The sequence below is a fragment of the Ketobacter sp. genome, from assembly GCF_003671495.1.
Classification (GTDB): domain Bacteria; phylum Pseudomonadota; class Gammaproteobacteria; order Pseudomonadales; family Ketobacteraceae; genus Ketobacter.
On sequence record NZ_RCHN01000006.1, the window covers coordinates 239,235 to 252,606 of the forward strand.

Consider the following 13,372-nt stretch of genomic DNA (forward strand, 5'->3'; position numbering starts at 1 on the left):
ACCAGCTGAGAACAGCACAGCTGGATTTGATGGTTACAATTTTAAACCTTAGCCGGTTCATCCAGCGCCATCGCGGTGCGACGCTTGCACTATTAGGGGGCGATACCAGCTTCCGCAACCAGGTCCAGGCGCTCCAAAAACAGACATCCGCCCAGTTTGAATACCTGCAATGCCTCAATAACTCGGCGGGCAAGCCCCTGGCCGACAATGATTATGAGCAACTTACCCTGGGTTGGCTCACGATCATCAAGGATTGGGAGAACGACGACCTGCATCACAGCTTCGAGTTCCACTCCCACCTGCTGGAATTGATTATCCGCATCACCCGCCAGCTGTCGGAGCAGGTGTTGGCGACGCCGGCGGGGCTGGAGCACAACGAGGCGCTGCGCAGCCGGGCCGACAACAGTTTCACCTACCCTCTGCATGGCCTGGTGCAGACCTGCGTGATCGACCTGTATGAACTGGTTGAGTACCTGGCGCGGATTCGCGGTATTGGCACCCACATGGCCGTCATCGGTCATACCGACAAGGAACTCGGGGCGCGGGTGACGTTCTGGTTGCAGGAATTCCGTTATCGCAAGGAGCGTTTTGACCAGAACATTCAATTGATTTCGAGCCAATACCTGCCCTGCATTCCCGGCCTGAAATCCCTGCCCAACCTGAACATGAAGCTGAATTACTTTATCAGCCTGCTGGGCCACGAGATGGACTCGGAAAGAACCTTCCAGGTGCCCAGTCACAAGCTGTTCCTGATGGGCACCGAGATCATTGACGGCCATTTGGCGGTGATGGACCAGGCCAGCGCGGTGGTCCGGGATCAGTTGTATGCCATGAACCAGATGATGCTGGAGCGACTGTCGGCGGACACCTGAACCCGGGTAAACACCCTAGACGACATACACCAGCAGCAACGGCAGCAACACGAAGGACAACAGGGTGGAGATCACCACCATGCCCGCCACAACCTGCGGTTCACGCCCATAGCGCAGGGCAAACAGATAGTTGAACACCGCCACCGGCATGGCACTTTGCAGGATCACCACCCCCCGGGCGACCCCGGTGAGTCCAAATCCAGTGGCCACCCCCACCCCGACAGCCACCCCGATACCCAGCCGCAGCAGGGCGAACACTGCGCTCTTCCCCAGGTGCGATACCTGCATGTTGGCCAGACTTACCCCCAAGGTGATGAGCATCAGCGGAATGGTCATATCCCCCAGCAGGGACACCGTGTTCTGGCCCCACTTGGGCAGCGACAGATCACCGTAGATCATCACCAGGGCGGTGACGATGGAGTAGATGATGGGGTTCCGGATCATCTCCTGAAAGACCGAGCGTCCGCTCACCAGGGCAATGCCCAGGGTAAAATGCACCAGGGACAACATCATAAACACTGCGATGGCCAACACCAGACCCCGCTCCCCGAACGCAAACAGACACACCGGTAATCCCATGTTGCCGGCATTGGGAAACACCATAGGCCCCAACAACGCGCGCAGGGACTGCCGACTGACGGCGATTACCAGGGCCGCCAGCAACAGCGTGGCCACCACCATCACCAGGGTGACCCAGAACATCTCTTCAATCACCGCGCGGGACACTGCGGCGTTGGTCATGGCAGACACCACCAGGCAAGGCGCGCCGATACACATCACCAAGCGGGTTACCATATCGGTATCGTAGGGTACGTTCAGCTTCTTCCAGCAGAATCCCACCAGAATGCATATCATCACCGGACCGGTGACAGGTAACAGCGTCTGCAGCATAAGCCTCTGATTCGACTGTGTTATGATGGCGCACAGTATAACCCATGGTAATGATTTGTCCCGATGAACCAACCGCCTTCCGACACGCCGCCTGCACCGCGCTCCCGCATCGTCCCCTGTGCCCGCATCGAGTGGCAAGACCGTACTCCGGTGTCCGATCAGTTTGAGGACGTTTACTTCTCCCGCGAGGTCGGCCGCGAAGAAACCCGCTATGTGTTTCTGCAGAACAATGATTTGGAAGCGCGCTGGAGCGAAAACGGACTGCGTCAGTTCACCATTGCTGAAACCGGTTTTGGCACCGGCCTGAATTTTTACTGCGCCGCCGAGCTGTGGCGCCACTGCAAAGCAGAAGGCCACTTACAGGCGAACGCCCACCTGCATTTTGTCAGCGTGGAAAAGCACCCCCTGACCCGGGCAGACCTGGCCCGGGCCGCAGACCAGTGGCCGTCATACGACTGGATTTCCGACCCTCTGCTGGAGCAATACCCGGCTCCGGTGCGGGGCTATCATCGCCTGTATTTTTCCGCCGCCAATATCACCCTGACCCTGATTCTGGACGACGCCAGTACCGGCTTCAGCACCCTGGAAGGCCGCGTGGATGCCTGGTTTCTGGACGGCTTTGCTCCCGCCAAAAATCCGGGCATGTGGCAAGAGGAGCTGTTCCAGCACATCGCCCGCCTGAGCCATCCGCGCACCACCGTGGCCACCTTCACCGCAGCCGGCGTGGTGAAACGGGGGTTGCAGGAAGTCGGTTTCAAAATGGAAAAGGTGGCCGGTTTTGGCCGCAAGCGGGACATGCTGCGGGGCCAATTCCAGGGGGTGTCGACTGAAGAAACGTTGGCCCCGGAAGCGAAACCCTGGTTTCACTTTCACTATCCAGGACCCGGGCAAAGTGGCACCAGAGCCGCGGTAATCGGCGCCGGCCTGGCGGGTGCCACAGTGGCCAACAGCCTGGCGCGACGGGGCTGGCGGGTCACGGTGCTGGAGCAGGCCAGCACGATTGCCAGCCAGGGTTCCGGCAATCCCACCGGCGTCACCTTCACCAAACTGAGCCTGCACGACACACCGCAAAACCGCTTCTACCAGTGGGCCTACCTGTATGCCTGCCGTTACCTGCTGGACACACTGCGCAACAGCGACGCGATAGAGGGTAAGGATTGGAACCTGAACGGCGTTCTGCGCCTGGCGTTCGATGCCAAGGAAGCCGCCGAGCAGGCCAGCCTGTTGCAGGAGCAATACTGGCCCCCGGAGCTGATGCAGGGGCTTGGCCCAGAGCAGATTCAACAACAACTGGGGCTTCAGACGGACCTGAGTGGAATGTTGCTGCCGGGGGGCGGCTGGCTTAACCCCGCTGTACTCTGCCAGACCCTGCTGGATCACCAAGGCATTGAGCTGCGCACTGCCGTTGCCGTGCAGACGCTGCAGCGACGGGACAACCAATGGCAGGTGGATGACCTGGGCCCCTTCGATGCGGTCGTCCTGGCCAACGCCTTCGGCAGCAATCAGTTTGAGCAAACCCGGCACCTGCCCCTGAAATCCGTACGTGGCCAGATCACCTACTGCCCGGCCACCACCGCCTCCAGCCAGTTGCAGCATGCCATCAACTACCACGGCTACATCAACCCGGCACGGGAAGGCTTTCATTGTGTGGGCGCGACGTTCAATCCAAGGCTGGATTGCGTCCACTCGCGCCCGGAAGATCATCACTGGAACCTGGAGCAACTGCGGCAAACCCTGCCCAGCCTGGCACAAGACCTGGCGCTGGCACCTGCCGAGCACTGTGAAGGCCGCGTCGGGTTTCGCTGCCAGACGCCGGATTATTTGCCCATCATCGGACCTTTACCCGACGTTGAACGCTATTCCCGGGCCTTCAGCGATTTGGGTAAAGGGTTCTTGAAGCGCACCTTTCCTTATGGCCCTAATCACGCTGGATTGTTGATCAGTTGTGGTCACGGTTCCCGGGGCATCACTTCCGCTTGCCTGGCGGCAGAAATCATCGCATCGTACCTGACAGGGGAACCGCAGCCACTGGACCGGGAAGCTCTGTTTGCGATTCACCCGGCACGATTCCTGATCCGGAATATAATTAGAAGACAACACCCGCAATAACATCAGCATTCAAGGAGTCAACCATGTCGGCACTCAGCAAGCGTATCCATCTGTTTGGCCTGCTTCTGATTTTGACCAGTCCATGGGCTTATGCGGATTATAAGGGAGAGCTGGACCAAACCCAGGCCCAGGCGCAACTGCAGGCAGGGCAGATCACCGCCATTGATGTGCGCAGCCCCGAGGAGTACCAGGCCGGACACGTGCCGGGGGCCATCAATATTCCCCACGACCACATCGACGCCCAGCTGGCAAAGATCGCCCACTTGAAAGACAAACCGGTTCTACTCTATTGCCGCAGCGGGCGGCGGGCGGCGATGGCGGAATCCACCCTGACCCAGCTGGGCTTCACCCAGCTCTATCATCTGCAGGGGGATATGCTGGGCTGGAGCAAAAACCGGTTGCCGGAGGAAAATTAGCTTGGCACCATGGATCGCATCCGTAACGCGAACCGATCAATAACAATCACAAACAGAGTCGCGCTTGAATTCCGTTAATTCGCATTCACATACCATCTTGGTGGTGGACGGTAATGAAGAAAGCCGCATCGCCATCAGTGACAGTCTCAGCGCAGCTGGTTTCAATACCGTGGAAGCCAGGAATGCGAAGCTGGCGCTTGTGTATTACAAGCAGGTGCACCCTGATCTGGTATTAATGGATCTGGACCTGCCGGATGTGGCAGGCGGGCTCGAACTCTGCGCTGAACTCACCACCCTCGCGGCCCCGGCCAACGTACCGGTCATTGTGCTGTCCCACCACAACGAAATGACTCTGGCCGCCACCGTGTTTGACGCCGGCGCGGCCGATTTCGTCATTCACCCTTTGAATCACCTGGTTCTGGTACAGCGCTGCCGTTACCAGATCCGGGCCAGCATGACGCTGATCTCGCTCAAGCGCCGGGAGCGCATCCTGGAGCACGCAGAACGCATCGCTAATATGGGAAGCTGGGAGTGGGACAGCAAAACCGGCGAGCTGATGGTCTCCAGGGAGTTCAATCGTATTCTGGGCTTTGCAGAAGATCGCAAGACCAGTGTGCGGGATGTGCTGGAAAAGCTGCCCGAGTCCGAACGACTGAAAATAATCCGGAATTTTCAGCAGGCCGACAGCAAACACCAGGGCCGGATCACACTGCACCACCGGGTCAGTTCAGACACCGGTCTGGGACGCACCCTGCGTCACGAAGCGCGCTTTGTCCTGCACAACGAGAAGGACTATTCAGTGTATGGCACCATTCACGACATCACGGAAGAAATCGCCCACAAAGACCAGATCCTGCAGCTGGCGTACTACGACACCCTGACCCAACTCCCCAATCGCACCTTTTTCAAAACCCACCTGGATCACGCCATCAAGCAGGCCCGGCAAAAAGGTCATCTGTTGGCGGTGATCCTGCTGGACCTGGACCTGTTCACCCGCATCAACAACTCCCTGGGCCATGAAGCCGGCGACGAGTTACTGAAAAAAGTGTCCAACCGATTGTTGCGCACGTTCGATGATGCGCGCTGCACTGCGCTCAACATGCACGCGATCGACCCCCAGGCGCCGTTGGAAAACATGACCGACAAAATCGCGCGGCTAGAAGGGGACCAGTTCGCGGTGCTGATCAATCGCTTCAAGCGACTGGATGATATCATTCTGTTTGTGCAAAAAATGTTGAAGCAGCTGGTCACGCCATTCACCTTGCAAGGCAACAACATCGTGCTCACCGCCAGCGCCGGCATCGCCCTGTATCCGGTCAATGGCCTGGGCTCGGAAATGATCCTGCGCAACGCCGACGCTGCCATGCATTTCGCCAAATCCCAGGGGCGTAACAACTTTCATTTCTATTCCAGTGATATTGATTTCAAATCCAAGGAACGGCTGTCGGTGGAAAACGACCTGCGCCACGCCATCCGTCACAACGAGCTGGAACTGCACTATCAGCCCAAGCTGCACCTTAAAAACGGCGGTATCCAATCCGTGGAAGCCCTGGTGCGCTGGAACCACCCGGTGCGGGGTTTGGTCAGCCCCTCCCAATTCGTCCCCATGGCGGAAGAAATCGGCCTGATCAATGAACTGGGGGAGTGGCTGATCAACAAAGCCTGTCTGCAGGCCAAGCAGTGGAACGAAAGCGGCCTGCAACCCATCCGCATCGCCATCAACCTCTCCCCCATTCAGTTTCGTGGCAGCCCGCTGGTGCAGATGATTCGCAATGGCCTGCTGGCCTGTCGACTGGCGCCCTCGCAACTGGAGGTGGAAGTGACGGAAACGGTGCTGCTGGAGGACACCAACCGGGTATTGCGGACGCTGGACGGTATTCGTAACCTGGGGGTCAAGGTGGCATTGGACGACTTTGGCACAGGATACTCCTCATTGAGCTACCTGACCCGATTCCCGTTCAACACCCTGAAAATTGACCGCAGCTTTGTCTCCCAGTGCATTCGCAAGGGACAGGCCGCCGCCATCATTCACACCATTATCCAACTCTGCAAAAACCTGAATCTGGAAGTGGTGGCAGAAGGCGTGGAAACCCACGAGGAACTGAAGTTTTTACTGGATCACCGTTGCGACGTGGTACAGGGTCATTATTTCAGCCCGGCCCTCAGTGCCGAAGATCTGGCTCAATACGTGCGCCAGCAGTCCTGGGTTACCCTGCTCGCCGACCCGGTGACCACGGCCAACCCCAGCCGCTGAGAGCGTCACTGCGGCGCGCCGGAGGCACGCCATTCCCGGGCCGTAACAATGTGGACATTATCCATCTCCTGATCGTAGAGAATCACATACTCGCGCGCCTTGATTCCCCTGATGACCTGTTCCACCTTACGGGACAATGCCACCTCCTCCGCGCCGTAGTCGGTACCATCGCGGGTGACAAACTCCTCCACCAGGCCCTGCAATGTCTCTGCCTGTAACTGGTCCCAGGGAATCTCAATCAGGTTTTCCATCTTTTCCATCCACCAGCTGCACCCGCAATACATCCTCACCGAATTCTTCTATCACCTTGGCAATCACCTTGGGGTCCAGAATCATCACCCGACCGGTATCCACCACCTGCTCCAACTGATCGGCAATGATGGAAAGACATTTCACCCGGGCATACTGCTTGTTGTCCGCCGGGATCACATACCAGGGTGCAATTTTCGTGGCGGTTTTGTTGAGCATGTCCTCATAGGCGTTTTGATAGGCGCTCCAGTGGTGACGGCTTTCCAGATCCGCCGTGGTGATCTTCCAGCGCTTGGTGGGTTCCCGCAACCGATCCATAAAGCGGTTGTACTGTTCATCTTTCGAAAGATTCAAAAACAGTTTGATCAACACCACACCGTCATCCGTGAGCTGGCGCTCGAACTCCGCCAGTTCGCGATAGGCACGCCCCCACTCGGCTTCGGAGGCAAACCCTTCCACCCGCTCCACCAGCACACGACCGTACCAGGAACGGTCGAAGATTGTGATTTCACCGGGCTCCGGCAGCTTTTGCCAGAAGCGGTAAAGATAGTGACGGGATTGTTCCCACTTGGCCGGTGCGCCGATGGGCCAGACCCGCACGCCGCGGGGGTCCAGGTGGCGGGTCAAGCGTCGGATAACCCCGCCTTTGCCGGCAGTATCCGTGCCTTCCATCAGGATGATGACCCGTTTTCCTTCGCGGAACAGCGCCTGCTGGGCCCGCAACAGCTGCAATTGCAGTTCGTCTATTTTTTCCCGGGCTTTTTCCACCTTGCGTTTGGGGGAAGTTCCCAGGTCTTTCAGTTTTACAGTGTCACCGCTCAGCTTGACCACTTTCACTCGACTTACCCTCCTCGCGCCCGGGCTCAAACAACATGGGATACAGGAATTCCTGGAACTCCCGGATCATGCGATCCATGGTGGTTTTGTCTGCCATGATGATACCCTGCTTATTCTGCTCATAGCCAATCAACTGCTTGGCGAGATTGTGGAATATGGTAATGCGCTTTTGCATGGACAAACGACTGCCACTGTCCATGAACGGCTCCAGTCCGTAATAGGATTTGGCCAACTGATGCAATGCCTGATCCAGATCCTGCCGGCTTTTGCGGCCAACGCTGTTCCAGGCATCCGACAACGCGCCCATAAAATCCGCGTAATGCTTCTGACGCACTTCAAAAGAACGCTCGAATCGCTCCGCCTCGGCGCGCTGATAAAGAAAATGGGCGTACTGGTCCAGGATCTTGCTCTGGGCACTTTCCTGCAGCTGTTGGGCCCGGATCAGCTGTGCGCCCGCCACCTTAGTGATTTCATAGTTGAGATAGGCCATATACCCGGTCAGGCAGAATGCCAGTATCACCAGCACCAGGCTGAACAGGGGAAACCGGTTTTCCTTGAGAGTTACCACTGAGTGATGGATCGGTTCAGACACAGCGCCTCCATTAAGACGGTTGGATTCCGTAGTCGTGCAACAATGCAATGAACGCGTCTTCATCCAACACCGGTACACCCAGGGATTCGGCCTTGGCCAGTTTGGACCCGGCTTTCTCGCCGGCAATGACGCCATCGCTTTTCTTGGACACACTGCCACTGACTTTTGCTCCCAGGGACTGCAGATATTGCTTGGCGTCATCCCGGGTCATTTGGTTCAAGGTGCCAGTCAGCACGTAGGTTTTACCCGCCAACGGCAGAGAATCACGATCCACCGCCGCCTGTTCCTGCCAGTGCACGCCGGCTTGAATCAATGCGTCGATGATTTCCAGGTTGTGGGGTTGCTGGAAGAACGTGGCAACATGATCCGCCACGATGGGACCCACATCCGGTACCTGCTGCAACGCATCGGCATCCGCCTGTTTCAGCGCGTCCAGATTGCCAAAATAGTTGGCCAGGTTCAGGGCCGTGGCCTCACCCACTTCCCGAATCCCCAACGCAAACAGGAAGCGGGGCAATGTGGTGGCCTTACTGTGTTCCAGGGCCTTGATCAGGTTGGCGGCAGATTTCTCACCCATGCGTTCCATGGCGGCCACCTGTTCCACCTGGAGCCGGTACAGGTCAGAGACATGGGCAATCAGGCCCTGGTCCACCAGCTGTTCCACCAGTTTGTCCCCCAGGCCATCCACATCCATGGCTTTGCGCGAGGCGAAATGTTTGATGGCCTCTTTCACCTGGGCCTGACAGAACAAACCACCGGAGCAGCGGGCAACCGCCTCCCCTTCCGGCTTGATGATGTCGGAACCGCACACCGGGCACTGACGGGGCAGCACCACCGCTTCCGCCGAGGGTGGACGTCGTTCCAGCACCACCTTGACCACTTTCGGAATCACCTCGAAGTGTCACCATATGACGATTGTATCATATAGCATTATTATTGATTTTGCTGGCATTTTTAATGGATACCCGGCATATTTTCCTAGTTGAACCTATCAACAAGGTGCTCTCGAAATTGAACCAAGCTGAAAAAATGGAATATTTATCTTCCCGCTTCAATGGGCAGACCTTTGAGTTAATAAACTGCTTCATGCATGGGCGTAGCCCAGGGTGGCAAAACAAGTTGTCACAAATACTGTGCGAGTGCATCGGACTACTGCACCAACCATTAAACAATCGCGATATAGCCCGAATAACGCAGAGCCTACTCTATATACGCTCCTATTTTTGTCAGAAACATACTTATAGTAGTGCTAAAAGCAAATACAACAGCCTTTACTGCCTAATAAGTCACTTAATGAAGGAAGGCCTATTCTCCAAGTCCTTCGAAATCCCGCCCCCCTTTAAAACTACAGGGGATTACGAACAGTACAGAACCGAAACAGTCCCACAAAATATAATAAGCAAATTTAGAGTCAAATCCCCTGCTGACGATATGTTCCAGAAGACATTAGACTCCACCTGCCCTCCCAAAATATCAAAAAGATTAAAGGAGCACGTAAACTCCTTTAAAAACGCAAAGCACCATAGAGCACCATTGATACAGTTTCTTATCCAGATTTCGGCTGTATCGCCAATATGGCACGAACAACCAAGAGTGATCCAAGGAGAGCTACTAAAATTCCGAAACGGCTTACTTAAAAACAAACACCGAAACACCGCTTATTCAAACTTTCAAAATGTAAAAAATGCAGTTTCAGTATTAATAGAGCACCGATTATTACCACTAGATACAGAACTACCAAGCAACCTAAGGCGGTGCACTAACACCGCAAAGATACGAGCCGAAAATCCCATTATATCTAATCTAAACATCTACAGTGACGAGAGCAATGTCAGCTTCCGAACATCACACGCCTATTTAAAAGACCTAGAGAGCGATATCCGCGAAAATCTAAACATACTTTTGTATGAAGCAAAAAAAATAGTTCACGAAGGCTATCACCTATTTCTTTCAACACACAGCATCATCGCAAAAAGCCAGCGAGACGAATTCATCGCCCACCCTAAAATGCTAGTTAAAAGAGACGAGAGCAGGAAGAAAGATAGAAAAGAACAAAACCCATTCTACAGTGGTAATCCCCTATCATTTGAAAACAAGATAGCTGCCCTTGACCATTTTTTTGACTTGGTGGCACAGAATAAACCAATACCACACAAGACCGATCTAAGAAATAACACCAGCTTTTTGGGATATCTCGGATTAACGCCACTTATTGCTTCAGCTATGCAGGTAATCATTACGGACGAATTGGGGATAAACCCCTACTCACTCTATAAAGTAAAAATGGTATCTGATGGCCATGGCCACGAATATGTAAAAGTGACAGATGAAGGGTCTGTACGCCTAAAAGCACTAAAGCCACGTGGCCGCTTGGCTCGCACTAGCCAAACTTGTGGAAGCAATATTGCACTTTCCAAAATTGATGCCAGTGAAATAGATGCATCAACTTGCCTTAAAATGGCTATAGAGATGACCTCCAGACTAAGAAAGCATACAGAAAATCAAGCACTATGGATTTGCCTAACTACTCGGCATGGCGCAATTCTCCCTACACCAGAAACCTTCCAAAACAGCTTCAACACAATAAGAAATAGAGCCGCCCTTAAAAAGCCAATATTTAGAAAGGCTACGTTGAAGAAAATACGCACATCAAAATCCGTTTTGATTTATTTAGAATCTAATGGTGATTCACTCAAGGCTGCCACCTACCTTGGTAACCATGTTAAAACTACTCTTGATAGGTATATTCCAAAATACATCACCGAGCTAATTTATAGAATAAGAATACGATCATTTCAAAACATATTGCTATTCATGTCTGTCTCTTCAGAAGAATCACCTGAAAGATCTTTAAACCTTAGCCCCAAGGAATATGAGCGGCATCTTAAAAATGCATTCGAAAATCCTAGCATGGGTGGACAGCTATACAAAAGCCTTACTACCAGTAGAGATACAAACGAATCGACAGACACAAAATATTTTTGCGTCTCAGAAAAAAACATAGGATTAGCAATTATGTATGCGAGATCAGGAACTGATGCTGAGCTAAAACTAGATTGTACTACAGTTCTAGAAAAGATAGCCGAAGGCCCAATCATCATGAAACAACTCCTCAGAAAAGCCCATATCACAGTTCAGGAAAAAATCTGGAAAAATGAATGTCACATATCAGCCTAAACCCAGCCAAAGAACTAGTATCCCCAAGTGAACTAGAAAAAATTATTCAGAAAGCACTTTACCCTAAGCCTATCTGGATGCTCAATAATTCTGTTAGTGATGAAATTTGGCTACTTTCGAAAGTTGGCTTTAACCCCACTTACAACAAAGAAAACAATTGTGGGTACGAAAAAATGTCTTTTAAGAGATTGGTTTCTCCAGGCGAATATCTAACCGATAAAAACTGGAAACCTCTACTTGAAGATATCCGCAGCAGCCTTTTATATTTAAACGTTACCGGAAAAATATCTCGACCAGCTAGAATACGTAGTATTTTGGTCACTGCAACCTCGTTACTTTTACATGTTAACGAGCTACGCAGAGCCAATCATAGTCCAACTGCCCGCACCCTGGAACAGATTAAATTTTCAGAACTAGTCGATTATTTACTATCATTTCAGGTTAATAGAAACACATTTAGCAAAATTGAATCAGTCATTATTGATAAATGGAACTCCACACAGGACATCGACTGGCCCCAACTAAAAATCGAATCAGGTTTAACTACACGGGAATTCAAAAGCCTCCGTCGAAAACTCACCCTGCACTTAAAGTCAAACTTCCAAAACTTGAAATTTACACGAGAAAGCCTACAAAAATATCCAAACGCCAATTACAATACATTCGACATCAATGTCGACCTAGCACCCAAAGGAAAAACCATTTCAAATACCATCTCTCAGCTAGAGGCTCTTTACACTTCACGTCCTGCTCAAACATATAAATTTCAGCATTCCCCAATGAAGCTTTTCTCTTCTGGACAAACAATATTTGACAGGATGCTTGAAGCGCAAAAGACACCACTAATACCAGCCAATGTTTCTCTTCATGCACTGTCTTCAGCTCTTAGATTTGCAAGACTTTATGGCCAACCACTTCGCCAGTATTTGTCAGAACTTGGTAAAAAAGAGAAAAGTAGGATTCAAGAACTAGGCATTGCTCCGTCAACTAGCAGACGCTACCTGACATCAATTAGATGTTACACCTTTAACAATACAAAAATACCCACCCCACTAAAGGATTTAAATATTACTTCTTGGACTGGTGAAGAGAACGGGGGAAAAGTATCCAATAGCAGCATATCGGTTTGCACTGCAATAACGCTATATACCGCAGCAATTTGGATACTTCTTTCCAGCTTTACCGCAGGAAGAACAACATCAATGTTAACTCTTCGGCGAAATTGCTTTACGCAATCACCTATTGACGGCTTGTTTGATATTGTTCTACGCATACCTAAAAGTTCCGAAGTGCTTGAGTTAGAAGAAACACATAGGCCTATTCCTGACTTAATCTATGACTATGGTCTGGAGTTCGCTCGCCTAGTTTGCGAAATTGAGGATAGACGCAACCTTAACACTAAGGATCAAGAAGCATTTCTTTTTAGTGGAATCCTTTCTGAACGTTCAATAGCTGCATATCGTTATGATGACAGCAATGTCCATCTTTACCCACTAAGTGATGACACAATAAAACGAGCCATTGATACTTTTCAAGATTGGAGTAACTCCCCTCTAATTAATGGCAAGCGCTGGTATCCATCAACTCATCAGTTCCGAAGACTTTTTGCGGTTCTTTACTTTAATTTTTCCAATCAATCTGGATTGGAAGAGCTATCTTGGTTCATGGGTCACTCCAACCTTGATCAAACATTCCACTATGCCGAAGTATCTCCGACGGACGAATGGATTGAAGAAGCTGAGCTGACCATAGCCAGAATTGGAGCAAAGTTAAATAGTCATATTAACGGAGATGATACAGTTAAGAAAATAATTAACACCGCAAGACAGAAGTCACAAATTTCGACCATATTAGAACCATTAGTGCAAGACATGATTTCAGAACACAAAGCAAAAACAGGCGATACAGTTAGATTCCACAGGATCAATGGGGAAAATGTCTTTTTCTACTTCAGCAAGACCGAGGAGTAACATGC

Annotated in this window: 11 protein-coding genes; 6 read left to right on the forward strand and 5 right to left on the reverse strand. The window is 52.1% G+C overall.

The window, feature by feature from the left end; translation table 11 throughout:
• Positions 1-29: 29 nt before the first annotated feature.
• Entirely contained in the window at positions 30-872 is an 843-nt protein-coding gene (locus D9N14_RS02475) for a hypothetical protein (RefSeq protein ID WP_290576500.1), read from the forward strand.
• A 15-nt stretch (positions 873-887) separates the two neighbouring features.
• On the opposite strand, the gene D9N14_RS02480 is transcribed toward D9N14_RS02475, so the two are convergent.
• Positions 888-1,763: an AEC family transporter gene (locus D9N14_RS02480; RefSeq protein WP_290576502.1), complete on the reverse strand. Its 876-nt coding sequence runs from the start codon at positions 1,761-1,763 to the stop codon at positions 888-890.
• A 63-nt stretch (positions 1,764-1,826) separates the two neighbouring features.
• Here D9N14_RS02480 and mnmC point away from each other — a divergent pair, with 63 nt between their 5' ends.
• The 3 genes from mnmC to D9N14_RS02495 all read left to right on the forward strand — a co-directional run bounded on the left by mnmC (position 1,827) and on the right by D9N14_RS02495 (position 6,542).
• On the forward strand, positions 1,827-3,872 hold the full coding sequence (mnmC, locus tag D9N14_RS02485; protein ID WP_290576504.1) for a bifunctional tRNA (5-methylaminomethyl-2-thiouridine)(34)-methyltransferase MnmD/FAD-dependent 5-carboxymethylaminomethyl-2-thiouridine(34) oxidoreductase MnmC: 2,046 nt from the start codon (positions 1,827-1,829) through the stop codon (positions 3,870-3,872).
• 23 nt (positions 3,873-3,895) lie between these two features.
• Positions 3,896-4,288 carry a rhodanese-like domain-containing protein gene (locus D9N14_RS02490; RefSeq protein ID WP_290576506.1) on the forward strand — a complete coding sequence of 131 codons (393 nt, stop codon included), beginning with the start codon at positions 3,896-3,898 and terminating at the stop codon, positions 4,286-4,288.
• Between the two features lie 64 nt (positions 4,289-4,352).
• Positions 4,353-6,542, forward strand: a complete 2,190-nt coding sequence (locus tag D9N14_RS02495; protein ID WP_290576508.1) for an EAL domain-containing protein — start codon at positions 4,353-4,355, stop codon at positions 6,540-6,542.
• 5 nt (positions 6,543-6,547) lie between these two features.
• Here the strand turns inward: D9N14_RS02495 and D9N14_RS02500 are convergent, their stop codons facing one another.
• The 4 genes from D9N14_RS02500 to ligA are packed head-to-tail and all read right to left on the reverse strand — an operon-like array spanning position 6,548 to position 9,112.
• Positions 6,548-6,802 carry a YheU family protein gene (locus D9N14_RS02500; RefSeq protein ID WP_290576510.1) on the reverse strand — a complete coding sequence of 85 codons (255 nt, stop codon included), beginning with the start codon at positions 6,800-6,802 and terminating at the stop codon, positions 6,548-6,550.
• Positions 6,777-7,628, reverse strand: coding sequence for a polyphosphate kinase 2 family protein (locus tag D9N14_RS02505; protein WP_290576512.1), 852 nt, complete (start codon positions 7,626-7,628; stop codon positions 6,777-6,779). The genes D9N14_RS02500 and D9N14_RS02505 overlap by 26 nt, the downstream gene beginning before the upstream one ends.
• Positions 7,603-8,220 carry a hypothetical protein gene (locus tag D9N14_RS02510; protein ID WP_290576514.1) on the reverse strand — a complete coding sequence of 206 codons (618 nt, stop codon included), beginning with the start codon at positions 8,218-8,220 and terminating at the stop codon, positions 7,603-7,605. The genes D9N14_RS02505 and D9N14_RS02510 overlap by 26 nt, the downstream gene beginning before the upstream one ends.
• 10 nt (positions 8,221-8,230) lie before the next feature.
• Positions 8,231-9,112 carry an NAD-dependent DNA ligase LigA gene (ligA, locus tag D9N14_RS02515; RefSeq protein WP_290576516.1) on the reverse strand — a complete coding sequence of 294 codons (882 nt, stop codon included), beginning with the start codon at positions 9,110-9,112 and terminating at the stop codon, positions 8,231-8,233.
• Positions 9,113-9,513: 401 nt separating this feature from the next.
• On the opposite strand from ligA, the gene D9N14_RS02520 reads away from it, so the two are divergent.
• Both D9N14_RS02520 and D9N14_RS02525 read left to right on the forward strand, forming a co-directional pair.
• The gene (locus tag D9N14_RS02520; protein ID WP_290576518.1) at positions 9,514-11,397 is read left to right on the forward strand and encodes a hypothetical protein; all 1,884 of its coding nucleotides are present in this window, start codon (positions 9,514-9,516) and stop codon (positions 11,395-11,397) included.
• A complete protein-coding gene (locus D9N14_RS02525) occupies positions 11,379-13,367 on the forward strand; it encodes a hypothetical protein (protein ID WP_290576520.1) in 1,989 nt (662 codons plus the stop codon). Before D9N14_RS02520 ends, D9N14_RS02525 begins: the two co-directional genes overlap by 19 nt.
• The last annotated feature ends 5 nt before the right edge of the window (positions 13,368-13,372 follow it).

Bases quoted from the DNA above. Each gene is read 5' to 3' on its own strand.
- D9N14_RS02475 (WP_290576500.1), top strand. From the start codon at position 30: ATGGTTACAATTTTAAACCTTAGCCGGTTCATCCAGCGCCATCGCGGT.
- D9N14_RS02480 (WP_290576502.1), bottom strand. From the start codon at position 1,763: ATGCTGCAGACGCTGTTACCTGTCACCGGTCCGGTGATGATATGCATT.
- mnmC (WP_290576504.1), top strand. From the start codon at position 1,827: ATGAACCAACCGCCTTCCGACACGCCGCCTGCACCGCGCTCCCGCATC.
- D9N14_RS02490 (WP_290576506.1), top strand. From the start codon at position 3,896: ATGTCGGCACTCAGCAAGCGTATCCATCTGTTTGGCCTGCTTCTGATT.
- D9N14_RS02500 (WP_290576510.1), bottom strand. From the start codon at position 6,802: ATGGAAAAGATGGAAAACCTGATTGAGATTCCCTGGGACCAGTTACAG.
- D9N14_RS02520 (WP_290576518.1), top strand. From the start codon at position 9,514: ATGAAGGAAGGCCTATTCTCCAAGTCCTTCGAAATCCCGCCCCCCTTT.
- D9N14_RS02525 (WP_290576520.1), top strand. From the start codon at position 11,379: ATGTCACATATCAGCCTAAACCCAGCCAAAGAACTAGTATCCCCAAGT.